The sequence below is a fragment of the Massilia atriviolacea genome (assembly GCF_003953935.1).
Lineage (GTDB): Bacteria > Pseudomonadota > Gammaproteobacteria > Burkholderiales > Burkholderiaceae_D > Telluria_A > Telluria_A atriviolacea.
Genome location: NZ_RXLQ01000012.1, coordinates 38,850 through 62,492 on the forward strand (window position 1 = coordinate 38,850; position 23,643 = coordinate 62,492).

Below are 23,643 nucleotides of genomic sequence, written 5' to 3' on the forward strand. Positions count from 1 at the left end.
GGATCAGCGTTTAATCAGGGACAAAAACTCGCGTCGCAACGCCGGATCCTTGAGGAAAGAACCGTGCATGACGCTATTGATCATTTTCGCATCCATATCCTTCACGCCGCGCCACTGCATGCAAAAATGGTCCGCTTCCATCACGACCGCCAGGCCGTCCGGCTGCATTTTCTCCTGCAACAAGTCAGCCAGTTGCACCACGGCTTCTTCCTGGATTTGCGGACGGCTCATGATCCAGTTGGCGATGCGCGCGTACTTCGACAGGCCGATCAGCGCCGAATGCTCGTTCGGCATCACCCCGATCCAGACCTTGCCGATCACCGGGCACAGGTGGTGCGAACAGGCGCTGCGCACCGTGATCGGGCCGATGATCATCAGCTCGTTCAAATGCGAGGCGTTGGGAAACTCGGTCACCGGCGGCATCGGCACATAACGGCCGCCGAACACCTCGTTGATGAACATCTTCGCCACGCGGCGCCCGGTATCCTGGGTGTTGTGGTCGCTCACGGTATCGATCACCAGGCTTTCGAGCACGCCTTGCAGCTTGGCGCTGACCTCATCGAGCAGCTCGTCGAGTTCGCCCGGCTCGATGAAGCGCGCGATATTGTCGTTGGCGTGGAAGCGCGTCTTGCTGGCGACCAGGCGCTCGCGGATGCGCTCCGACACCGTCACGGTGCTCGGTTGGTATTCGGTAGTCAATCCGTTCGACATGCTCAATTCCTGTGAAAAAAGATATAAAGTGCGGACCGGCTCACGCCAGCCCCTGCGGCAGCGGCAATCCTTCCGCCCGTGCCAGCCGTTCCAGTGCGCTTTCCAGCAGCGTGCGCGCCTGCGCCGCCGCCTGCCCGAGGTCCTGGTGCAAGGCCGCATCGGCCGGATTGCGCGCACCGCACTGCAGACTGTAACGCTCGAAGCTGCCGATCATCAGCAAAATCTCGGCCAGGTGGCGCGGACATTCGCACGCCACGCTATTGCTGGCCGCCGCCAAGGCCGCGAGGGCCTGGTCGTCCAGGCGGCGCGGCGCCGGCGCCGGCGCATCGCCCGCTGGCGGCAGCGGCGCCCGCGAGGCTGCCGCCAGCTGGGCGCGCCGGGCCGGAAATGCCACCTGGCACAGCAATGCTACCTCGGCCATGTCCGACGGCGCGCGCGCCACCAGGCAGCCGAGCGCGCGCAGATGGCGGATGGTGGCGCTGGCGCAAAAACGGTACAGCACCACCACCGCCGCCGTGCCGCTCGCCAGGCGCGCCGCCGCCACCAGCGGCAGGGCCGCATCGTCCAGTTCCGACAACTCGATCAGCAGCACGTCGGCGTCGACCCCGTGCAGGGCGCCAGGGGCATCTTCCAGGCGGGCGCATGAATGGCGCACGTCGAGCGCCTGCCTGTCGCGCGCGCCGGCCGTCAACTGGCGCGCCAGACCGGCGCCCACCACTGCCACCCGGATCGGACCGCTGGCACCGCTGTCGCTGTTCAATGGCTCGGCCAGGTGCTGCAACTGTTCGAGCGGCAAATGGGCCATGGCGCCGATCGGATGCCCCTGGTCGACCAACTGCTTGATCAGGCTCAGCCGCCGCACCTGGGCGCTCGAATACAGGCGCTGCCCGCGCGCCGAACGTTGCGGCGTCGACACACCATAGCGCCGCTCCCACACCCGCAAGGTTTCCACAGGCAAACCAGCCAAGCGCGCGGCCACGCCACTGCGGTAAGCGCCGGTCTCGTCGGACCGCGCCGTATCGTGATCGGCAGAAAGTTCATTCATGGCGTCATCCTTCATGTTGAACCGCTTGTGAACCGTGAAAATCCAATTATACCGCGTCAAATCATGGACAGTTGAACGCCCCCAAAAATGCACTCGCAACAAGAAAAAGTTCTTACGTCATTGCCAACTGACGTATATTTACTGTGTTGCACGTCAGAACAATCCAACTACGAGGACGATCATGATGAAAAAGATGTTGATGAGCTGCGCCATGCTGGCGTTCACGGGTGCCGCCCTTGCCGCGCCCGAAGCGGCGGCGCCGGCGGCCAAGTCGGCCCAGCAGAACAAGATGGTCACTTGCAACGCCGACGCCGCTGGCAAAAAGGGTGACGAGCGCAAAGCCTTCATGAAGGACTGCCTGAGCGCCAAACCAGCGGCCCCGGCCGCCACGCCCCAGCAGAACAAGATGAAGACCTGCAACGCCGACGCCGCCGGCAAAAAAGGCGAGGAACGCAAAGCCTTCATGAAAACCTGCCTGAGCGCCGCAAAATAAATCCCTCCCGATGTCCACCCCGGTGCCAGGTCTGACAATCGGACACGACCTGGACAATAAGAGTTGCGCCGACCACATTTGTCCACCCCGGTGCCAGGTCTGACAATCGGACACGGCCTGGACAATGAAAGACGCGCCAACCGCATTCAACCGTCGAGTCCGTGTCCACATGTCAGACCTGGCACCGGGGTGGACATATTCAACCGTCGAGTCCGTGTCCACATGTCAGACCTGGCACCGGGGTGGACATCGGCGGCGGCTTGCGCCTCAGGCACCCGGGCGGCGCCCGCCACCGGGCGTGACGCCGCCCAGCCGGTACGACAATCCCACATAGATCAGCCGCCCATCGTAGCGGCGCTCGCTGCTTTCGCGCAGGATGTCGCTGTCGATGCGCGTTGCCGTCTTGTTCGAATCGAAGGCATCCGTGACGTTCAACACCACATTCAGCCTCGGCGTCAGGCTGTGCCGGTAGCTCAGGTTCACCGTCGATGCCGGCTCGCGCACGCCTTGCCCGATCAGGGTCTTGCCCTGCGCGTTGAGCACCATCTGCAACTGATCCGCCGCACTCAACTGATAATCGATGCGCCCCCGCACATTGAGCGAGGTGGCCGAACGCCGCGCCACCGACCCGCTGTTGTTCAGATACGCCTGCTCGCTGTAGCCCACATTCCCGCTGGTGCTGAGCGAGACGGTCTTGCCGACCTTCCCGCTCAGGCTGAACTCCAGCCCGCCCGACTGGCGGCTGCCGCTGTTGTCGCGCGTGGTCAAGAGCACCTTATCGCCAATAAAGTAGCGCCGCTCGGAAATCAGGTCGTGTTCCTTGCGCAAGAACGCGCGCAGATTGGTGTCCACCGGTCCCAGGCTGGTATCGAGGCCGAGCTCGATCGAATCGGTTTCCGACGGCCGCAATCGCGGATTGCCGGACGAGACGTTGACCTCGTCCCGGTACACCACGAAGGGATTCAGGTCGCCCGCCCCGGGACGCTGGATCCGATGCGCGTAGGACAGCCGCAGCGTGGTCTGGTCGGATGCCTTGTAGCTGATAAAGAAACTCGGAATCGTGCTCAGGTAGGCGTTGCGCGCGCTCGACTGCGCCGTCAGCTGGCGGATATCGACCCGCGTGTATTCCGCGCGCAAGCCGCCCAGCACGCCCCAGCGTTCGTCCAGGCGCCATTGCCAGGACCCATACAGGGCGGCCGTGGTTTCGTCGAGCTCGAAGCGCTTGCTGCGCGCACCGTTCTCGGTCTCTTCCAGCGTGAGCGCATCGATGTTCACATGGCGCGCGTCAATCTTGCCCTCGTTGCGCGCCAGCTTGTAGCCGAGCTTGAGCATGGCCCTGTCGACCGCCCGCTCGTAGTCGCCGGTCAAGTCGGTGATGCGGTTGCGGTTGGCGCTGCCCTGGCGGCTGAACGCGCGCTGCGCACCGTCGCTGTCGTAGGCATATCGATTCGCGTAGGCACTGTCGTTCCGGTTGCGGCTGGAGGAAACGCGCAGGTCCGTCTTGAACAACTCGCCGTCAGCTTCGCCCTTGTGCTCGCCGCTCACGCCCCAGCTGCCGCTCTCGCTGCTGCCGTTGCGCTCGCTGGTACGCAGGTAATCGCTGTCCAGCGCGCCCGCCGCGTTGTCGTTAATATAGCGATCGCGCCCGTGCTGGTCGTTGCTGCGCTTGCTGTAAGCGAGCGTCGCGGCCAGCTTGCTGCGCCTGCCCAGGTTGTAGCCGACGCCGCCATTGATGCCGAAGGCATCGTTGAGGCCTTCCCCGCTCGACGCCTGCGTGCTGCGCCGCACCGCCCCGCTGAGCGGATCGATGCGTTCGCGCGCCACCGTCGCCGTGGAATCGCGCCCGTCATGGCGCGCGTTGATGCCGCCCTGAAAATTAAACAGCCCCCGGTTATAGCTGCCCGACAGCGCCGCGTTGGCGCGCCCTTTCGAACCCGCATTCAGGCTGGCCACGCCCATGCCGCCGGCGCGCTTGTTGCGCCGCGTCACCAGATTGATGATGGGTCCGCCGCCGTCGTTGCCGAACTGCGCGCCCGGGTTATTGATCACCTCGACCGATTCGATATCGTCGGCGGCCATGGCGGCCAGCGCCGCGCCACGGTTGTCGCCCTGCAGCATGGCCGAGGGTTTGCCGTCGATCAGGATCTGCACATTGCTGTTGCCGCGCAGGCTGACGCTGCCGTCCGGATCGACCGCCACCGAGGGCACATTGCCCAGCGCATCGGCGGCCGAACTGTTACCGCTGCTCAGGTCCGCCTTGATGTCGTAGACCTGGCGGTCGATGCGCTTGCTCGGACGCTCGCCTTCGACCGTGACCGATGGCGCCGGCAGATCGCCTTGCGGCACCGGCTTGGGCTGCGCCGCAGGCGGGAGCGCCGGCATACGGGCAGCCGGCGTACGGGCAGCCGGCATACGGGCAGCCGGCGTACGGGCAGCCGGCATACGGGCGGCCGGCATACGGGCAGCCGGCATACGGGCGGCCGGCGCGGACACAGCCGGCCCCGCCGGGACCTGCGCATGCGCGCCATGCGCCGCCGATAGCAACAGCAGCAACAGCAGCAACAGCAGCAACAGCAGCGCCAGCCACATCGGCGTTGCGTGGCGGGTGCCGGACGAGCCGGGCAATCGAAGCTGGTTCATGACACACTCGGGCGACATCCAGGCGCTGGATGGGGTGGAAGGAATTGTCCAGCGACACTATACACAGCCCTCGGAAAAAAACGTGCCCCGAATCAACTATCACCGGCCTTCGCCCGCCTGCCTGGCGCGTCAATACACCGATGGCGACATAATTTGTTTAAAGGCTGGCACTTTCTTGCGCCACGCATGTCTTATCAGTTTGGTGAGCTCGGGCGAGCTCCGCCCCTCCCTGCGGGAATACCGTGCAACGATGCTGACTGCCCTCTCCGACGCCATCCCCGCCGTCACGATCGACGCCTTGCTGGAGCACATCGTCGTGATCGACCAGCGCGGCACGATCCTGTCGGCCAACAAGGCCTGGCGCGACTTCGCGCTCGCCAACGGCGGCGATCCGCTGCATGTCTGCGAGGGCATCAATTACCTCGACGTGTGCGACCGCGCCGCCGTGGCCGGCTGCGGCGACGCCGCCCACGTCGCCTCCCTTGTGCGCGACACCCTGGCCGGCCGGCGCCGCAGCGCCACCTTCGACTACCCGTGCGACGCGCCGCACGAAGCGCGCTGGTTCTCGCTCAAGATCACCGCCCTCGACCATGCCGGGGCGCCGGCCGTGGTGCTGGTGCACGACAATATCACCGAACTCAAACGCTGCGAACGCCAGATCCAGTTCCAGGCCAGCCTGCTGGCCTCGGTCGAGCAAGCCGTCATCGCCACCGACGTGGCCGGGACCATCCTGTACTGGAACCCCTTCGCCGAAAAACTCTACGGCTGGAGCGCCGCCGAAGCCATGGGCCGCAACATCATCGAGCTGGTGCCGGCCGACACCTCGTCCGAGCGCGCCGCCCAGATCATGGCGCGCCTGCAGGCCGGCTGCAGCTGGTCCGGCGAATTCCTGGTGCGCGACCGCGACGGCACCACCTTTCCCATGCATGTGACCGACTCGCCGATCCGCGACGAGCAGGGCCGGCTGGTCGGCGTGATCGGCATTTCCACCGACATCAGCGAATGGAAAAAAACCGAGCGCGCCCTGAACCTGTCGGCCATGGTGTACGAGGCCATCGGCGAAGCGATCATGATCACCGCGCCGGACCAGCGCATCGTCGCCGTCAATCCCGCCTTCACCCGGCTGAGCGGCTACACCGAGTACGAGCTGATCGACCAGTCGGCGCGCATGCTGCTGGGCGGCAAACTCGGCCGCAAGCAGAACGGCGAGGTGCTGCAGCGCCTGGAAAAATCGGGCCACGTCCAGGGCAAGGTCTGGACGCGCCACAAGAACGGCGACGAATGCGCGGAATGGCTGCGCATCGACACCATCTACGACGAGCGCGGCCAGGTGAAGTTCCGAGTGAACATGTTCTCCGGCATCACCGACCAGAAACTGGCGGAAGACACCATCTGGCGCCAGGCCAATTTCGACTTCCTCACCGGCCTGCCCAACCGCAGCATGTTCCACGACCGGCTCGAACACGAGCTGCGCAAATCGCGACGCTCGGGCCTGCCGCTGGCGCTGATGTTCATCGACATGGACCACTTCAAGGAAGTCAACGACACCCTGGGCCACGATACCGGCGACAAGCTGCTGCGCGAGGTGGCATCGCGCCTGTCGTCCTGCATCCGCCAGGCCGACACGGTGGCGCGCCTGGGCGGCGACGAATTCACCGTCATCCTCGGCGAGCTGGACGACCTCGACAGCGTGGAACGGGTGGCCCACGCCATGCTCGCCGCGCTCGCCAAGCCCTTCGTCATCGGCGCCGAAACCTTGTATGTGTCGGGCTCGATCGGCATCACCCTGTTCCCGCACGACGCCACCAATGTCGACGCCCTGCTCAAGAACGCCGACCAGGCCATGTACGCGGCCAAGAGCCGCGGGCGCAACCAGTTCGGCTACTTCATGCCGTCGATGCAGCGCGCCGCCCAGAACAAGATGCGCACCGTCAACGACCTGCGCGCCGCACTCGCGCGCAACCAGTTGCGCGTGCTGTACCAGCCCATCGTCGAGCTCTCGAGCGGGCGCATCCGCAAGGCCGAAGCCCTGCTGCGCTGGGAACACCCGCAGCGCGGCGCGGTCAGCCCGGCCGAATTCATCCCGCTGGCCGAGGAATCGGGCCTGATCGTGGCCATCGGCGACTGGGTGTTCCAGCAAGCCTTCCACCAGGCCATGCGCTGGCGCGCCAGCATCGATCCGCAATTCCAGATCAGCGTCAACATGTCGCCGGCCCAGTTCCGGCGCCAGTGGAGCGCCACCGGCCCGCCGCCGCTGCCGCACAAGCGCAGCCATCCGCTGCTGGGGCGTTACAGCGGTTCCGAAATCGTGCTCGAGATCACCGAAGGCATGCTCATGGAATCGACCCACAGCATCCGCGAGCAATTGCTGGCGTTTCGCGAAAGCGGCATCCAGATGTCGCTCGACGACTTCGGCACCGGCTATTCCTCGCTGTCCTACCTGAAAAAATTCCACATCGACTACCTGAAAATCGACCAGTCCTTCGTCCTCAAGATGGTGGCCGGCTCGGACGACCTGGCCTTGTGCGAAGCGATCGTCGTCATGGGCCACAAGCTCGGCATCAAGGTGATTGCCGAAGGGGTCGAAACGCAGGAACAGCGCGAACTGCTGACCGGCGCCGGCTGCGATTTCGGCCAGGGCTACCTGTTCGCCCGGCCGCTCACCGCGCCCCAGTTCGACCGCCTGCTGCGCCGCCGCGACCGCGGGCGCTGAGCGGCGCACCAAAACGGATGCGCCGCCGTGGTGCGGCGCCCGCCTCCAGGCCCGTCATTGCGCCGCTTTTCCCTTCGCGATCAGGGACTTGGCTCCGCGCACCAAAATGGAACGATTATTGCTTAATAAAGGGCATTCACCCTTCCATGCACCTTTATCGGGAATCGTCCAATGAACGACACCAAGCACGCCGCCGACGCACTGTTCATCTTACTTGGCGCCATCATGATCCTGGCGATGCATGCCGGCTTCGCCTTCCTGGAACTGGGCACGGTCCGGAAAAAGAACCAGGTCAACGCCCTGGTCAAGATCCTGGCCGACTTTGCCGTCTCGACGATTGCCTATTTTTTCATCGGCTACGGCATCTCCTACGGCGTCGATTTCTTTGCCAGCGCCGACGTGCTGGCCCGGCGCAACGGCTACGACCTGGTCAAGTTTTTCTTCCTGCTCACCTTCGCCGCCGCGATTCCGGCGATCGTCTCGGGCGGCATTGCCGAGCGCGCCAGGTTCCATCCGCAACTGATCGCCACCGCCGTGCTGGTCGGCTTCATCTACCCGCTGTTCGAAGGCATCGCCTGGAACCAGCGCTTCGGCATCCAGGCCTGGCTGAAACTGGCCTTCGGCGCCGAGTTCCACGACTTTGCCGGTTCGGTCGTGGTGCACGCCGTGGGCGGCTGGATCGCCCTGCCCGCCGTGCTGCTGCTGGGCGCGCGGCGCGGGCGCTATGGGCGCAACGGCGCCATCGCCGCCCATCCGCCCTCCTCGATTCCCTTCCTCGCGCTGGGCGCCTGGGTCCTGGCGGTGGGCTGGTTCGGCTTTAACGTGATGAGCGCGCAAACCCTGGACAAGATGAACGGCCTGGTCGCCGTCAATTCCCTGATGGCCATGGTCGGCGGCACCCTGGCCGCGCTGGTGCTCGGCAAGAACGACCCCGGCTTCACCTACAACGGCCCGCTGGCCGGACTGGTGGCCGTGTGCGCGGGCTCGGACCTGATGCATCCGCTCGGCGCGCTGGCCACCGGCGCCATCGCCGGCGCCATCTTCGTGGCCATGTTCACCCTGACGCAAAACCGCTGGAAGATCGACGACGTGCTCGGGGTCTGGCCGCTGCACGGCCTGTGCGGCACCTGGGGCGGCCTCGCCGCCGGCATCTTCGGCCTGCAGGGCCTGGGCGGCATGGGCGGGGTGTGCTTCATGGCGCAACTGGCGGGCACCGTGCTCGGCGTACTCATTGCCCTGGCCGGCGGCTGGCTGGTATATGGCGTGCTGAAGAAGACCATGGGCTTGCGGCTCGACCCCGAGCAGGAATTCCAGGGCGCCGATTTGTCGATCCACCACATTTCATCGACGCCGGAACGGGAATCGAACTGGTAGCGCGTGCATGGGGGAGCCTTGCAACATTAGCCATACCAAACTAAAATCGGGCGAGCATCTCCCCCTCACGCCTTACCCCGGATCCAAGCAATCGATGAAGAAACCCTCCGCGCCGCAAGAATCGACCTCGGCTGAGCCGCGCCTTTACCGGGTCGTCGCCACCCGCATCCAGGCACTCATCCGCGACGAGAGCATCCAGGCCGGCGAACGCCTGCCGGCCGAGCGCGACCTGGCGGCCAAGCTCAGCGTCAGCCGCGCCTCGCTGCGCGAAGCGCTGATCGTGCTCGAACTGAGCGGCATCGTGGAAGTGCGCGGCGGTTCCGGCGTGTATGTCAGCGAACAGGCCACGGCCCAGGCCGATGTGCCCGAGGTCGGGCCGGGTCCGTTCGAAGTGCTGGCCGCGCGCCGCATGATCGAGTCCGAAGTGGCGGCGCTGGCCGCCAAGATGGCCACCGACTCGGCGATCGACGCGATCCTGACGGCGGTGCTGGAGATGGAACACCACCACGAAGACCGCGCCAGCAACGAGCAGGCCGACCGCAATTTTCACCTGGCCATCGCACGCGCGACCGGCAACACGGCCCTGGTCGGCGTCATCGATTATCTGTGGAACCAGCGCGGCAGCCTGTGGCACAAGCTCAAGGAACATTTCCAGACCGAAGACCTGCGCGTGACCACCCTGACCGACCACCGCAAGATCCTCGAAGCGATTGCCTCGCACGACGTGGCCGGCGCGCGCCAGGCCATGCGCGCGCACCTCGAGCGCGTCACGCGCACTTTCTCGCGCGGGTAATCCGCTCCCGCACCCGGCGTCGCGGCCCGCCAAGCGCCGCGATCTCGTCCGGTCCGCCCCCTCCCCGCCATCCCCCACCGCCTTGCCGTTCCCGCCGCGTGCCGCCGCGTGCCGCCGCGTGCCGCCCTGGCGCGGGAACGACGAGGCATCCGACAAAATTGGCAAGTCCGCCTTGATTAATTGGTCAGGCCAAATTAGAATCGGCCTAACCATAAGAACAATCAGATCAGGAGACACGCCGTGCCCACACCATCCCGGTTCCCGCAGCCGACGCGACTGCTTTCCGCCATCGCCATCGCGCTCCTGGCCTTGGGCAGGCAGGCCGCCGCGCAGCAGGCGGACGCCGGCATGGCCCGGGTCGCAGTCAGCGGCTCCTCCATCAAGCGCCTGGCCAGCGAAAACGCCCTGCCGCTGACCACCATCAAGGGCGAGGAACTGCTCAACCGCGGCCTGACCACGATGTCCGACGTGGCCACCTCCAGCTACATCGACACCAACGCCCTGCCGAGCGAGAAACCGGGCCAGCCCTTCTACAACGAGATCGCGCCCTACATCCTGTACAACCTGAGCGCCAACGACGCCTGGAACAAGCGGCTCAAGTTCAGCGTCGGCGTGAACAACCTGCTCGACGCCGACTCGCCGCTGTCGAACCAGCGCCTCAGCTCGCGCGTGGTCTTCGCGCAAAACATCGCCAAGCCGATCGGCCGCGCCTACAACGTACGAGCGAACTACACCTTCTGACAATGAAAAAGCCCATTCACACCCTGATGGCGGCCGCCGCCCTGGCGCTGGCGGCCTGCGCGCCGGCCCAGGCGGCGGACGCCGCCGCCAAACCGGCGCGCATCATCCTCGTCGGCGACTCGACCATGGCGAGCCGCACCGGCTATGGCGACGCCCTGTGCCGGCGCCTGCAGGCCGGGGGCGCCTGCATCAACCTGGCGCGCGGCGGGCGCAGCTCCGGCAGCTTCCGCGCCGAGGGCCGCTGGGACGAAGTGCAAGCGCTGCTGCGCGACGGCACGGCCTACAGCGCCAGCTACGTGCTGATCCAGTTCGGCCACAACGACCAGCCCGGCAAGCCGGGACGCTCGACCGACCTCGTCAACGAGTTCCCGCGCAACATCGCCCGCTATGTGAGCGAAGCGCGCGCGCTGGGCGGTGTGCCGGTGCTGGTCACGCCGCTGACGCGGCGCAGCTTCAAGGGTGCCTATCTGCGTGACGACCTGGGCCCGTGGGCAGCCGAAGTGCGGCGCGTGGCGCGCGAGACCGGCACGGTCCTGGTCGACCTGAACAGGATCAGTGCCGAGGCGGTGCAAGCGATGGGATCGGCCGAAGCCGACACCCTGGCGCAAGCCCCGCCGCCGGACCCGGCGGCTGTGCAGGCGGCAGCATCGCCTGCGGCGACAGCCGCGGTCGAACCGCAAGGCACGCCGAAGAGCGCCTTCGACCGCACGCACGTCGGCGCGAAGGGAGCGGCCCTGTTCTCCGGCATGGTCGCAGGCGAGCTGCGCCGCAAGATCCCCGCCCTGCGCCCCGCCCTCTCCCCCTGATTCCTACAACCGGGGTCAGAGCTTTAATTAGAAATGTTTCAATTTAAAGCTCTGACCCCGGTTTGCATGCGAGCAGACAGAATCCGATTTTCCCTCTGAGTCCCGAACCATGTTGAACCATCCGACCATCCCGCTGCTCCTCGCCCTGCTGCTGCCCCCTGCCGCTTCGGCTGACGCCCAGGTAAATGCGCCTACAACCGGGGTCAGAGCTTTAATTGGCAATGTGTCGCATCAGAGGTCTGACCCCGGTGTGCGGCACAAGCGGAAGGCGCTCCGGCTTGAGGAGGGCCCGGGCGCGGTGCGCACGCTGTTCGCGCATGTGCCGCCCGCCGCCGACTATTTTGTCGAGGCGCGCATCCGCGCCCTGCCCGGACCGCCAGGCCAAATGTACTTGCTCGGCCGCCATGTCGACGATCGCAACTGGTTCGGCGCCGGCCTGCACATCGCCGATGCCAGCCCCACCGTCCAGGCCGACATCGTGCGCCAGCAGGACGGCCGACCGGTCCGCATCAAACAGGTCAAACGCAGCATCCCCAGCGCCGGCCGCTTTCTCACCGTGCGCTTCGAGATGGCCGGCGAGACGCTGAGCGTCTACCTCAACGGCGAAAAACTCACCACCGCCACCGTGCCCGGCTCGGCCATCCCCGGCGCGGTCGGCGTCTACAGCAGCGGCAAGGGCTTCGAACTGGCCGATATCCGCGTGGGCGACCCGCAACACAAGCCGATGCGCATCGCGCCCGCCGTCGCCGCCGCCAGCGTCAAGGCCCAGGCCGGCGATCCGCCTTCCACCCTCGCCATCAGCGCCTTCGCCGGCGACGGCGTCACGCCCGTGCGCTTCACGGTCCGTTCCAGCAACCCGGCCGTGGCCGGCGCCGTCGTGCGCGGCGGCGCCATCGTCTTCACGCCGAAGCAAGCGGGCAGCGCCAGCCTCATCGTCGCCAGCGTCGCCGACCCGAGCCTGCAAACCATCATCGACGCCAGCATCGCGCCCGCATTCGCGCCGCCCGCCGCAAGCAGGATCGACCTGGCCGGCGCCATCTCCCCGCCCGCGCGCGCCGACGCGGTCCAGCCCGACACCCCGCTGCGCCTGCGCTTCGACCAGCCGCCGCGCCTCGGCAGCACCGGTTCGGTGCGCATCTACCGCCAGGCCGACCACAAGCTGGTCGACATCATCCGCCCCGGCGACGAGGTCGCGGCCATCGGCTACCCCGGCCAGGACCAGATGCGCTACACGCGCCGATCCCCGATCGTCATCGAGGGCAATAGCGCCATCATCCGCCCGCACGCCAATCGGCTCGCCTACGCCAGCGCCTACTACGTGGTGATCGAAGCGGGCGTGTTCGAGCACGCGGCCATCGGCGGCAAGCCCTTCGCCGGCATCGGCCGCGCCGCCGGCTGGAGCTTCCGCACCCGCGCCGCCGCGCCAGCGGCCACCACCGTCACGGTGGACGATGACGGCCCCGCCGATTTCCGCACCGTCCAGGGCGCCCTCAACCACGCGATGCAATACACCGGCCGCGGCACGCCGGTGACCATCGCCGTGGCCAACGGCCGCTACGACGAAATGCTCTTCATCCGGGGCAAGGACAATCTCACCATCCGGGGCGAGAGCCGCGACGGCGTCGTCATCCACAACGGCAACAACGACGGCTACAATCCCGGCTCGGGCGCCAGCCAGGCGCCGCATTCGCCCTCCTTCACGGGCGGGCGCGCGCTTCTGATGGCCGAAACGTCGGACCTGCTCACCCTCGACACCCTGACCCTGAAAAACACCACCCTGCGCGCCGACAAGATCGCCGGCCAGGCCGAAACCGTCTATTTCAACAACGACAGCGGCCGCCTGATCGCCCGCAACGCCAGCTTTTTCAGCGAGCAGGATACGGTCCAGGTCAAAGGCTACGCGTGGTTCTACCGCACCCTGATCGAAGGCAATGTCGACTTCATCTGGGGCGCCAACCGCGCGGCCCTGTTCGAAGAAAGCGAACTGCGCTCGGTCGGCGACAGCGCCAACCCCTCCAGCGGCGGTTACGTGGTGCAGGCGCGCACGGTGAGCGCGGCGGACCCCGGTTTCGTCTTCCTCAACAGCGCGCTGACCCACGGCCCCGGTCCCGGACCGCTGGCCAACACGATCGCGCGCGGCGCCACCTACCTGGCGCGCAGCCCCGGCACGGCGGCCACCTGGGATAACGTGGCCTACATCAACTGCAAAATGGGCGAGCACATCGCCCCGGCCGGCTGGGCCGGCCAAGGCGTGCAGCGCGAGCCGGCCCCGAATCCGGCCAGCGCCACGGCGGCCAGCGGCTGGCGCGAATTCGGCAGCATGGACCTGGACGGCAAGCCGCTCGACCTGTCGCAGCGCGCCGGCGGCAAGGTGCTCAGCGCACAGGAAGCGGCGGGCCTGTCGAGCCGCGCGGCGGTGTTTTCCGGCTTCGACGGCGGGCGCGGATGGCGCCCGCTCACGGCAGCGGCGGAGCCGGCGACGCCCTGAGCGCCGTTCGTGATACCCTAGCGGGCTGTTTCAGCCGCCCGCGGCGGCCCTTTCGACCCACTCCCGACCCATGCAAACACAACACCCAAAAGCCCAGCTCAACTGGATCCTGCTGCGCGGCCTGATCGTCTTCCTCCTCGGCGCCGGCGTCATCCTCGCGCGCGACATGGCGCCGAGCGCCTGGCTGGTCGTGACCGGCGTGCCCGCCGCGCTGACCGCCTTCAACGTCTGGCGCTGGCGCCGTTCGCGCATGGCGGCCAACGACCCGGCCTTCTGAACCCTAGCGCCTGACCCGGAAATAATCGGCGTCGGCGTGCGCCTGCGGGCCGCCGGCGCTGAACAAGCCCATCTGCGCACCGACCCAGCGTCCCATGCTGGCCTTGAACGGCTTGCCCGCCTCGACGAAGCTGCGGTTATCGAGGCTGTACGAGAACGATGCCACGCCGTCCGCCATCGTCATGCGCAGGCAGGCCGCATGGCCCGCCAGCGGCACCACCAGCTGGTCCTGTTCGGTGCAGCTGTTCTCATCGCCTTCGCACAGCCCCAGCACCAGTTGCGAGCCGCCCCCCGCGCGGCGCAGTCCCAGCCAGGCATATTTCATCCCCAGCAGCACCATCCCCGCACGCTCGCCCTCCCGCGTCGCCGCCAGTTCGATGCGCGTATCGACCGTGAAGGCCGGCGCCGGCAGCTTTTGCGTCAGCACCGACGCCATCTCGCGCAGATTGCTCCCCGGCTGCGCCTGCAGGCGCAAGTGGCCCGGCCTGGCCGCCAGCGAGGCCCATTCCGGCTTGCCGTTCGCGCTCCACTGCCACTGCAAGCCCAGCGCCGCGCCGGAAAACTCGTCGCCTGTCGGCGGCACCCGCAGCGGCCCCGACGACAGGGGTTTCGCATGCCGCTCGAACGGCTGGCCCACGCCGCTGGCGTCGACTTCCTCGCCGATCAGCGGCCAGCCATCCTGCCAGCGCATCGGCTGCAAGTGCACCACGCGCCCGTACGCGCGCTTGTCCTGGAAGTGAAAGAACCAGTCGCTGCCATCCTGCGCCGTCACCCAGGCGCCCTGGTGCGGGCCGTTGATGCCGGACTTGCCCTGCGCCATGACGATCCTGTCTTCATACGGACCCTGGATGCTGCGCGAGCGGAACACCGACTGCCAGCCTTCCTCGACCCCGCCCGCCGGCGCGAATACATAATAGTAGCCATCCTTCTTGTACAACTTCGGCCCTTCCAGCGTCTTGTAGTTGGGCAGCTTGTTACCGTCGATGACGATCCGGCCGCCCTGGTCGAGCAGGCTGCGCCCGTCCGGCGCCATGCTGCGCAGGGTCAGCACATTGTTGAAACCGGCCCGGCTCTTGGCCCAGCCGTGCAGCAGCCAGGCCTTGCCGTCGTCGTCCCACAACGGGGTCGGGTCGATCAGGCCCTTGCCGCCGGCCAGCAGGTGCGGCGCACTCCACGGTCCGCCGAAACTGGTGGCGCTGACGACGTAGATGCCGAAGTCGGGATCCGGATAGAAAATCCAGAATTTGCCGTCATGGAAACGCAGGCACGGCGCCCACACGCCCTTGCCCGGCTGCGGCGTGGCGAACACGTTTTCCGGCACCAGCCTGGGCAGCGCGTGGCCGACCAGTTCCCAGTTGACCATGTCGGCCGACTGCAGCAGCGGCAGGCCGGGCGTGTTGCTGAAGCTCGACGAGGTCATGTAATAGGTGTCGCCGACACGGATCGCATCGGGGTCGGAATAATCGGCGTGCAGGATCGGGTTCCGGTACTGGCCGTTGCCCAGGTCGGCCGTCCACGCCTGCTGCGGGACGGCGGGCGTGCCCTGGCAGGCGCCGAGGGCCAGCGGCAGGACCAGCAGCGCGGCCCGCTGCAGGAAAAAAGGTGTGCTCATGGTGCTTGTCTCGTTGTTGTTGGAATATGGGTGTGCAGGAACGCGGCGATGGCGTCGGCCGTGGGGTCGATCCACGGTTCGAACAGCCAGAAGGAATGGGGCGAGCCGGGCAGCATGACGACCCTGGACGCCACGCCGGCCGCGCGCAGCTTTTCGACCATCTCCTCGCGCCCGGCCGCAAAGCGCGCCTGCGCGCTGCCGATGAACAGCATCGGCGGCGTGTGGCGGCCGACGTAAAACGTGGGCGAGGCGTCGCGCCACAGGCCGGGCAGCTCGGCATAGCTGCCGCCGAACCAGTAGCCGGCCGCTGACGGTTTTTTCGCCGGATCGTCTTCGTGCGCGCGCGCTTGCGCCGAGGTGAAGTCGGACAGGCCGTCGATGTTGATCACCGCCTGCGCGGCGCTCGACACGGCGCTGCCGGCGCCGTCGGGATCGAATCTGCCCATGCCGTTGGTGACGCCGGCCAGGCTGGCGATCTGCCCGCCGGCCGAGCCGCCCGCCACCGCGATGCGCTGCGGGTCGATGCCGTGCGCGGCGCTGTTGGCGCGCATCCAGCGCAGCGCGGCCTTGACGTCGTGGATGGCGGCCGGGTAGCGCGCCTCGCCGGCCAGGCGGTAATCGATGACGGCGGCGGCGATGCCGCGCGCGGCCAGGCGTGCGGCCAGCGGCGCCATGTTGCTGCGCTGCCCGGAGCGCCAGCCGCCGCCGTGCACCAGCACCACCGCCGCCAGCGGGCCTTTGTCGCGTGCGGCCTGCGCTGGCAGGTACAGGTCCAGCTGCAAACGTCGCTGGCCACGGTCTACAAACCCGATGCCGCCGATGGTGACCGTCTCCGCGCTGGTGCGCGTGTCCGCGATCCTGATGAACGGGTAGACCTTGACCAGTTTAGCGTAGGTGGTGGCGGCGTCGTACGGAACTGCGGCGGGCGCCGGAATCGGAAGCAACGTCGAGTCGCCGGCGTGCCTTGGATTCCCGCCTGCGCGGGAATGACGGTTTTTGGCGTCGCGGTCGAACGGACCCGGGCCACTGCTATCGGACGCCAGCCTGCCACCCGCGCACCCGCACAACAGCAATCCGGTAAACACAAGGCCCCAGCCCCGCACAGCATTCCCCATCGCCGACCTTCCCAGTTCATCCACGTGTCGATAAAGTATGCCATGGGCCGATACAAGTGGCTAGTCCACCTTGCACATTTGGCCTGACCAAACTAGAATGGCCTGACCAAATAACGCTTAAAAAATCATCACTTATAACAGGGGACAATGTGAATACAGCACTTAAACTGTTTGCCGCCATCGCCGCGGTGGCTTGCATGGGCAGCCCGGCGCAGGCCGAAGGCCCATTCCGCAATCCGGACAACAAGAACCTGAACGATCCCGGCGAAGGCACTTACCCGGTACCGTACAAGAAGCCGGTCGTGGCCGAGATTAGCGCCGCCCTGCACCGCATCCGCAGCTTCATGGAAACGGCCACCCCGACGCGCGTGATCGACAAGAAAAGCGGCGCCCCGATCACCGACTTCAGCAAGCCGAACGCCAACGCCATCACCGAAGCGAGCCATGCGGACATGGGCATCATGGTCTACGAAATGGGGGTCGTCCACGCCGGCATGTACAAGGCCCGGGAAGTGACTGGCGACACGCGCTTCACCGACCTGAGCGCGCGCCACTTCAACTTCTTCGCCGACAAGCTGCCCTACTTCCAGGCCCAGGAAAAGCTGTTCAAGCTCGAACGCGCCAACAGCTTTTCGCGCTTCATCGATCCGCGCGCGCTGGACGACGCCGGCTCCATGTGCGCCGCCATGATGCGCGGCCGCGCCCTGAAGATCGGCCCGGACCTGTCGCACATCATCGCCACCTGCAGCGACTGGGTGGTCAACAGGCAGTTCCGCCTGAAAGACGGCACCATGGCGCGCGAACGCCCGCAAGCGGTGTCGCTGTGGGCCGACGACCTGTACATGTCGGTGCCCGCGCTGGCGGAACTGGGCCGCATGACCGGCAAGCGCGAGCATTTCGACGACGCCGTCAGGAACGTGCTGCAGATGAGCGGCTACCTGTTCGACAAGCAGACCAAGCTCTACACCCACGGCTGGAACGCCAACAACCCGGATGCCCCCAACTTCTACTGGGCGCGCGCCAACGGCTGGGCCGTGATGAGCATGTCCGACCTGCTCGACGTGCTGCCCAAGGACCACCCCGGCTATCCGCAGGTGCTGGCGCAGCTGCGCACGACATTGAAGAGCATCGGCGAGCGCCAGTCCGGCAGCGGCCTGTGGCACCAGATGCTCGACCGTAACGATTCCTACCTCGAAACCTCGGCCAGCGCGATGTTCGTCTACGTGTTCGCGCACGCCATCAACCAGGGCTGGATCAGCCCGACGACCTACGGCTCCATCGCCCAGGCCGGCTGGGCCGGCCTGTCGACCCGCATCAACGACAAGGGCCAGGTCGAAGGCACCTGCGTCGGCACCACCTTCGCCAGCGACCAGGTGTACTACTACAACCGCCCGACCAGCCCGTTCGCCCTGCACGGCTACGGCCCGACCCTCTTGGCCGGCGCCGAGATGATCAAGCTGATCAACAATCCGGACATCGAAGTCCAGCACAAGGTGCGCACCTATCACTACATGCCCAAGGGCGCCGGCCAGACCAACTACCGCGAACATCACTGAGAACGCCATGACCCGATCACTCGCCTCGTTTTCCTTCCTCGCCCTGGCCGCCGCGGCGGCTGTAGCGGCAAGCTCGCCGCTGGCGCAGGCCGGCCCGGCCGCCACCATCACGGTCAGCCACGCGCTCGACATCGCGCGCCCCTCGGAAACCATCGTCCTGCCGTGGAGCGAGATCAACCGCGTCCTGCCCGGCGCGCTGATCCAGCGCATCGCCGTCAAGGATGCCTCAGGCCGCGTGCTGCCCTACCAGGTGACCAATATCGCGCCGCTGGCCAAGGACCCGAAGAACGTCGGCATCGCCTATGGCGAGCTGATTTTCCAGCACAGCTTTGCGGCCGGCGAACAGCGCGCCGTCTTCACGGTCGAACACATCGACACGGTGGCGCCGCCGTTTCCGGTCAAGGCGTTTGCCCGCTTCGTGCCGGAGCGGCTCGACGACTTCGCCTGGGAAAACGACAAGCTGGCGCACCGCACCTACGGCCCGGCCCTGGGCGCGCCGGCGTCCAGCCCGGGCGCCAAGGAAGTGCTGGTCACCAGCGGCCTGGATATCTGGTTCAAGCGCGTGCCGTATCCGGTCGTCGACCGCTGGTACAACAAGGGCCACGACCATTATCACAAGGATGAAGGCGAAGGCATGGACATGTACAACGTCGGCAAGACGCGCGGCGCCGGCGGCACCGGGGTGTGGGACGGCAAGGTCCTGTACACCGGCAAGAACTTCAGCGGCTGGAAGGTGCTGGCCAACGGCCCGGTGCGCGCCATCTTCGAACTGAGCTACGACAGCTGGGATGCGGGCGGCACGCCGGTGTCCGAGGTCAAGCGCTTCACGGTCGACGCCGGCCATCACCTGGACCGCATCGACAGCACCTTCACCTTTGCCGGCAAGGCCGGCATCGAAGTCGCCGTGGGCCTGAACAAGACCCCGACCGACAAGGGCCAGAATCCGGCCATCAAGGTCGGCAACAGGGCGCCGGGGATCCTGATGCAGTGGGTCGAGCAGGCCAGCAACGGGGCCATGGGCACGGCCATCGTGCTGCCGTCGGCTACCGGTTTTGCCGAAGACGCGCTGAACCACCTGGTGCTGGCGCCGGCGGCGGCCGGCAAGCCGCTGCGCTACTACGCGGGGGCGGCGTGGAGCCGGGCCGGCGAGATATTGAGCGGGCAGGACTGGGAACGCTACCTGCTCGCGGCGGCCGCGCGCGACGCAGATCCGGTCAAGGTGAGCGTGTCGGCCACGCCATAAAAACCACAAACTGGCCTGACCATAAAAAGATTGTGGTCAGACCAATTGTGCAAAGATGTAAACCGGCCTAGAATTGGTCAACCGCTTAATAAACTGGCAGCATCAAGCCAAGCGCCACGGGGGTTGGGAATGCACGTTGACGTAAGCTCCGTCATTGCCGCGAAGGCGGGAATCCAAGGCATGTTCGCTTAGCGACGAACTTGGCTTCCCGCCTGCGCGGGAATGACGGTGTTGAGGGCTGTGGCAGAAACGGCTCTACCTCGACGGCATTTACCAGGATCGGCGCGCGGTAAACCGGCCGGTTGTTGGATCAGCGGCAGCAAGACCGCGCGGCATCCGGCTGTATTCTGATAACGATAGGAGACAGCAGTATGCGCATCACCGACCAGACCCGCGCGCTCGGCAAATTCGCCGTGCGCCTCGTGGGCAGCACATCCGTCACAGCCCTGGCCATCGGCGGGGCCTACGCCCAGACCAGCGCCCAGCCGAGCTCACCGCCTGCCGACCAGCAAGCCCAGACCGTCGTCGTCACCGGCCTGCGCGCATCCCTGGAAAGCGCCCTCAACAAGAAAAAGGAAGACTTCGGCATCGTCGACGTCATCAAATCCGAAGACATGGGCAAGTTCCCGGACACCAACCTGGCCGAGTCCCTGCAACGCGTCCCCGGCGTGGTCATCGACCGCGACGCCGGCGAAGGCCGCAACATCACCGTGCGCGGCCTGGGCCAGGATTTTACCCGCGTGCGCATCAACGGCGTCGAAGGCCTGGCCACCACCGGCGGCACCGACAGCTCCGGCGGCGCCAACCGCTCGCGCGGCTTCGACTTCAACGTCTTCGCCGCCGAACTGTTCAGCTCCCTCACGGTGCGCAAGAGCTCCTCGGCCGACGTCGACGAAGGCTCGCTCGGCGCCACGGTCGACCTGCAGACCATGCGACCGTTCGACCTGAAAGGCTTCAACGCCACCGTCATGCTCAAGGGCCGCTACAACGACCTGTCCGAAAAGACCGACCCGCGCGTCGCCTTCCTGCTGTCGAACACCTTCGCCGACCGCAAGCTCGGCGTGCTGGTCTCGGGCGCCTACTCCAAGCGCCAGGTCTACGAAGAAGGCTTTTCCACCGTGCGCTGGGACAACGGCCCGTCCTCGGGCGGCTGGTGCGCACCGATGGGCATGGCCGCCAACCCGGCCAATTCGACCGCCACCACCTGCGGCCCGGCCGCCCAGGGCGTGGCGCGCCTGCCGACTACCCCGGGCGCGCTGGCCGCCTACAACGCCGCCAGCAATCCCAACAATTTCACCCCGCGCATCCCGCGCTACGGCCGCCTGACGCACGACCAGGACCGCCTCGGCCTGACCGCCTCGGTCCAGTGGCGCCCCGCCGCCGGCACCCGCCTCACGCTCGACATGCTCTACTCCAAGCTGGAAGCGACGCGCCAGGAAGACTTCCTGCAGGCCACCTCGTTCAGCCGTGGCGCGACCCAGGGCGGCAAGCCGCAGACCAGCGTCGTCGACACCGCCTATGCGCCGAACGGCGCCCTGCTGTACGGCACCTACAACGGCGTCGACATCCGCGCCGAATCGCGCTACGACGAGCTCAACACCACCTTCACCCAGCCGACCCTGACCTTCGAGCACGACCTGAACGAGCGCATGCGCCTGAACGCCCGGGTCGGCCGCGCCACCTCCAAGTTCCGCAACCCGATCCAGACCACCACCACGCTGGACGCGCTCAACGTCAACGGCTACAGCATCGACCTGCGCGGCGACGACCGCCTGCCGGCGATCGGCTACCCGTTCAATGTCAGCCAGCCGGGCGGCGCGCTCGGCATCGTCGGCGTGCCGCAGGTCGCCAGCGGCACCCAGCCATCGAGCATCGCCAACACCAGCCCGAGCGAAATCCGGATGCGTCCGCAAGGCGCCAACAACCGCAACGACGTCGGCCACATCGACTTCGCCTGGGACGTGGTGCCCGACAAATTCACCCTGAAGGCCGGCGCCGACTACAAGAAGTTCGCCTTCGATTCCTACGAATTTCGCCGCGTCAACCAGGGCGACACCATCTTCGCCCCGCCGGCCGGTGTCTCCGCCGCCAGCCTGACGACCCGGATCGACGGCTTCGGCAAGGGCCTCGGCATGCCGGCCGGCAATCCAACCAGCTGGGTCCTGCCCAATCTGAGCGGCATCGCCCAGGCCTACGACATCTACTGCAACTGCATCAAGAGCGGCCCGGCCGGCGGCCCCGGCGACTTCACCCTGTCCTCGATCAGCAACGCCAATGCGCGCGGCAACAACCGCTCGGTGAGCGAAGAAGACAACGGCCTGTTCCTGATGGGCGAATTCACGAGCGAGCTGGGCGGCATTCCGCTGCGCGGCAACCTGGGCGTGCGCTATGTCGAGACGCAGCAGAGTTCGACCGGCTACCAGGCGGTCGGCAACGGCACGGCGGTGACGATCGACAACGATTACCACGACGTCCTGCCGTCGTTCAACATCGCCGCCAACCTCACCAGGAACTTCATCGTGCGCGCCGCCGCCGCCAAGGTGATGTCGCGTCCGCAGCTGGCCAACCTGACCCCGGGCGGCAGCGTGGCCACCACCGGCACCCTGTCGATCACCAGCGGCAACCCGATGCTCAAGCCCTTCCGCGCCAAGGCCTTCGACACCAGCTTCGAGTGGTACTTCGACAAGAACGCGTTCATCGGCCTCGGCCTGTTCCAGAAGAACATCGCCACCTATATCCAGAGCATCCGCAACGATGTCAAATTCAAGGATACCGGCCTGCCGCTGGCGCTGCTGCCGACCAACTTCACGGGCGACGAAATCTTCCAGTTCACCGCGCCGATCAACACCGAAGGCGGCAAGCTGCGCGGGCTGGAGCTGAACTACCAGCAACCGTTCACCTTCCTGCCGGGCTGGGGCCGCAACTTCGGCAGCCTGCTGAACTACACCTACGTCAAGTCGAAGATGGCGTACGTGGTTTCGCCGAACAGCAGCCAGACCGTCACCGACGACCTCTTGAACCTGTCGCCGACATCGTGGAACGCCACCCTGTACTACGATGACGGCAAGCTCAGCGCGCGCGTCTCGACCTCGCAGCGTTCCGGTTTCGTCACGCGCGTGCCGGGCCAGAACAACAACGATGTCGAGGGCAAGAACAAGACCTTCAACGTCGACCTCTCGTTCTCGTACAAGGTCAACGAGAAGCTGGAGCTGACCCTGGAAGGGGTGAACCTGACCAACGAGGAGAACGACCAGTTCGCCAGCCGCGCCCGCAACAGCGTGGTGGTCAACAACGTGACAGGGCGCGAAGTCCTGGCCGGGCTGCGTTACAAGTTCTGATCGACGCCCGGCGTATCGAACAATGCCGGGTTCGGCTCAGCCGTTGCGGGCGTCACTTCATCGACAGGATGAACTGGCGCCCGTCGTGTTCTTCCACGAATGCGACCCGGGCCTCGCGTGCATAGACGATCACTTCGCGCATGCGCCCGACCGCCTCGGCCAGCGCCGCGCGCAGGTCGGCGTGTTCGCCATCGAAGCTGGAGCGGCCGAACACGTGGCAGGTCTTGCCGGCGCCGTGTTGGCGCATCAGGGCCAGCACCTGATCGGGGTCGGACAGGGTCGGATCGAGCGCGCGGCTGCGATCGGCGCGCAGGTCGCGTGCGTCATGCAGCAGTTCGTCGAGCAACTGCGGGCGGCGTTTCGATTTTTCCGACAAATAAAGATAGCGCGCCTTGCGCGACGGTTCGACGAAGAGCTCGATAATTTCGCGTAGCACGGGGTGATGATTGTCCATGCCGGACAGTATATCGGTGCTTAACCGGGGTCAGAGCTTTAACTAGCAACAAATTCCCCAACCGGGGTCAGAGCTTTAACTAGCAACAAAAAACGTTCCCAAAACGATTTTGTCTTCTTCTTACGACCGTTCAGGCGGCCGGCTAGACCAGACGCCAGCATTCCACCGCTTTCGCCAAAAACTCAGGCGCTTAATCAACAAATTGCAATTTAAAGCTCTGACCCCGGTTGTAGGAATTCGAGAGA

General features: G+C 66.4%; 17 protein-coding genes. 11 read left to right on the forward strand and 6 right to left on the reverse strand.

What is annotated here, in order from left to right:
• Positions 1 to 3: 3 nt before the first annotated feature.
• Positions 4 to 711, reverse strand: coding sequence for a GTP cyclohydrolase I (gene folE, locus EJB06_RS21340; protein WP_054266098.1), 708 nt, complete (start codon positions 709 to 711; stop codon positions 4 to 6).
• Between the two features lie 40 nt (positions 712 to 751).
• On the reverse strand, positions 752 to 1,756 hold the full coding sequence (locus EJB06_RS21345; protein ID WP_126076039.1) for a MerR family transcriptional regulator: 1,005 nt from the start codon (positions 1,754 to 1,756) through the stop codon (positions 752 to 754).
• A gap of 184 nt (positions 1,757 to 1,940) precedes the next feature.
• On the opposite strand from EJB06_RS21345, the gene EJB06_RS21350 reads away from it, so the two are divergent.
• Positions 1,941 to 2,249, forward strand: a complete 309-nt coding sequence (locus EJB06_RS21350) for a PsiF family protein (RefSeq protein WP_126076040.1) — start codon at positions 1,941 to 1,943, stop codon at positions 2,247 to 2,249.
• Positions 2,250 to 2,516: 267 nt separating this feature from the next.
• Here the strand turns inward: EJB06_RS21350 and EJB06_RS21355 are convergent, their stop codons facing one another.
• On the reverse strand, positions 2,517 to 4,889 hold the full coding sequence (locus EJB06_RS21355; protein WP_164557989.1) for a TonB-dependent receptor domain-containing protein: 2,373 nt from the start codon (positions 4,887 to 4,889) through the stop codon (positions 2,517 to 2,519).
• Between the two features lie 250 nt (positions 4,890 to 5,139).
• Here EJB06_RS21355 and EJB06_RS21365 point away from each other — a divergent pair, with 250 nt between their 5' ends.
• The 7 genes from EJB06_RS21365 to EJB06_RS21395 all read left to right on the forward strand — a co-directional run bounded on the left by EJB06_RS21365 (position 5,140) and on the right by EJB06_RS21395 (position 14,081).
• Positions 5,140 to 7,602: a sensor domain-containing protein gene (locus EJB06_RS21365; protein ID WP_164557990.1), complete on the forward strand. Its 2,463-nt coding sequence runs from the start codon at positions 5,140 to 5,142 to the stop codon at positions 7,600 to 7,602.
• Positions 7,603 to 7,773: 171 nt separating this feature from the next.
• On the forward strand, positions 7,774 to 8,976 hold the full coding sequence (locus EJB06_RS21370) for an ammonium transporter (protein WP_126076044.1): 1,203 nt from the start codon (positions 7,774 to 7,776) through the stop codon (positions 8,974 to 8,976).
• 94 nt (positions 8,977 to 9,070) lie between these two features.
• Entirely contained in the window at positions 9,071 to 9,769 is a 699-nt protein-coding gene (locus EJB06_RS21375; RefSeq protein WP_126076045.1) for a FadR/GntR family transcriptional regulator, read from the forward strand.
• Positions 9,770 to 10,009: 240 nt separating this feature from the next.
• On the forward strand, positions 10,010 to 10,510 hold the full coding sequence (locus tag EJB06_RS21380; protein WP_126076046.1) for a TonB-dependent receptor: 501 nt from the start codon (positions 10,010 to 10,012) through the stop codon (positions 10,508 to 10,510).
• 2 nt (positions 10,511 to 10,512) lie between these two features.
• Positions 10,513 to 11,316 carry a rhamnogalacturonan acetylesterase gene (locus EJB06_RS21385; protein WP_126076047.1) on the forward strand — a complete coding sequence of 268 codons (804 nt, stop codon included), beginning with the start codon at positions 10,513 to 10,515 and terminating at the stop codon, positions 11,314 to 11,316.
• Positions 11,317 to 11,614: 298 nt separating this feature from the next.
• Positions 11,615 to 13,804, forward strand: coding sequence for a pectinesterase family protein (locus tag EJB06_RS21390; RefSeq protein ID WP_164557991.1), 2,190 nt, complete (start codon positions 11,615 to 11,617; stop codon positions 13,802 to 13,804).
• A 70-nt stretch (positions 13,805 to 13,874) separates the two neighbouring features.
• A complete protein-coding gene (locus tag EJB06_RS21395; RefSeq protein ID WP_126076049.1) occupies positions 13,875 to 14,081 on the forward strand; it encodes a hypothetical protein in 207 nt (68 codons plus the stop codon).
• 3 nt (positions 14,082 to 14,084) lie between these two features.
• On the opposite strand, the gene EJB06_RS21400 is transcribed toward EJB06_RS21395, so the two are convergent.
• Both EJB06_RS21400 and EJB06_RS21405 read right to left on the reverse strand, forming a co-directional pair.
• Positions 14,085 to 15,692, reverse strand: coding sequence for a glycoside hydrolase family 43 protein (locus EJB06_RS21400; protein WP_126076050.1), 1,608 nt, complete (start codon positions 15,690 to 15,692; stop codon positions 14,085 to 14,087).
• Positions 15,689 to 16,636: an alpha/beta hydrolase gene (locus tag EJB06_RS21405; RefSeq protein WP_229427200.1), complete on the reverse strand. Its 948-nt coding sequence runs from the start codon at positions 16,634 to 16,636 to the stop codon at positions 15,689 to 15,691. The genes EJB06_RS21400 and EJB06_RS21405 overlap by 4 nt, the downstream gene beginning before the upstream one ends.
• 320 nt (positions 16,637 to 16,956) lie before the next feature.
• Between EJB06_RS21405 and EJB06_RS21410 the strand changes: the two genes are divergently transcribed.
• The 3 genes from EJB06_RS21410 (at position 16,957) to EJB06_RS21420 (ending at position 22,944) form a co-directional block, all read left to right on the forward strand.
• Complete coding sequence (locus tag EJB06_RS21410; protein ID WP_229427201.1) at positions 16,957 to 18,363, forward strand: glycoside hydrolase family 88/105 protein; 1,407 nt, start codon at positions 16,957 to 16,959, stop codon at positions 18,361 to 18,363.
• Between the two features lie 7 nt (positions 18,364 to 18,370).
• The gene (locus EJB06_RS21415) at positions 18,371 to 19,606 is read left to right on the forward strand and encodes a DUF4861 family protein (protein WP_126076052.1); all 1,236 of its coding nucleotides are present in this window, start codon (positions 18,371 to 18,373) and stop codon (positions 19,604 to 19,606) included.
• A 371-nt stretch (positions 19,607 to 19,977) separates the two neighbouring features.
• Positions 19,978 to 22,944 carry a TonB-dependent receptor gene (locus EJB06_RS21420; protein WP_126076053.1) on the forward strand — a complete coding sequence of 989 codons (2,967 nt, stop codon included), beginning with the start codon at positions 19,978 to 19,980 and terminating at the stop codon, positions 22,942 to 22,944.
• 52 nt (positions 22,945 to 22,996) lie between these two features.
• Here the strand turns inward: EJB06_RS21420 and EJB06_RS21425 are convergent, their stop codons facing one another.
• The gene (locus tag EJB06_RS21425) at positions 22,997 to 23,380 is read right to left on the reverse strand and encodes a hypothetical protein (protein ID WP_126076054.1); all 384 of its coding nucleotides are present in this window, start codon (positions 23,378 to 23,380) and stop codon (positions 22,997 to 22,999) included.
• Positions 23,381 to 23,643 lie beyond the last annotated feature (263 nt).

Coding starts and splice junctions, on each gene's coding strand:
- folE (WP_054266098.1), bottom strand. CDS start 711: ATGTCGAACGGATTGACTACCGAATACCAACCGAGCACCGTGACGGTG.
- EJB06_RS21345 (WP_126076039.1), bottom strand. CDS start 1,756: ATGAATGAACTTTCTGCCGATCACGATACGGCGCGGTCCGACGAGACC.
- EJB06_RS21350 (WP_126076040.1), top strand. CDS start 1,941: ATGAAAAAGATGTTGATGAGCTGCGCCATGCTGGCGTTCACGGGTGCC.
- EJB06_RS21355 (WP_164557989.1), bottom strand. CDS start 4,889: ATGAACCAGCTTCGATTGCCCGGCTCGTCCGGCACCCGCCACGCAACG.
- EJB06_RS21365 (WP_164557990.1), top strand. CDS start 5,140: ATGCTGACTGCCCTCTCCGACGCCATCCCCGCCGTCACGATCGACGCC.
- EJB06_RS21370 (WP_126076044.1), top strand. CDS start 7,774: ATGAACGACACCAAGCACGCCGCCGACGCACTGTTCATCTTACTTGGC.
- EJB06_RS21375 (WP_126076045.1), top strand. CDS start 9,071: ATGAAGAAACCCTCCGCGCCGCAAGAATCGACCTCGGCTGAGCCGCGC.
- EJB06_RS21385 (WP_126076047.1), top strand. CDS start 10,513: ATGAAAAAGCCCATTCACACCCTGATGGCGGCCGCCGCCCTGGCGCTG.
- EJB06_RS21395 (WP_126076049.1), top strand. CDS start 13,875: ATGCAAACACAACACCCAAAAGCCCAGCTCAACTGGATCCTGCTGCGC.
- EJB06_RS21400 (WP_126076050.1), bottom strand. CDS start 15,692: ATGAGCACACCTTTTTTCCTGCAGCGGGCCGCGCTGCTGGTCCTGCCG.
- EJB06_RS21415 (WP_126076052.1), top strand. CDS start 18,371: ATGACCCGATCACTCGCCTCGTTTTCCTTCCTCGCCCTGGCCGCCGCG.
- EJB06_RS21420 (WP_126076053.1), top strand. CDS start 19,978: ATGCGCATCACCGACCAGACCCGCGCGCTCGGCAAATTCGCCGTGCGC.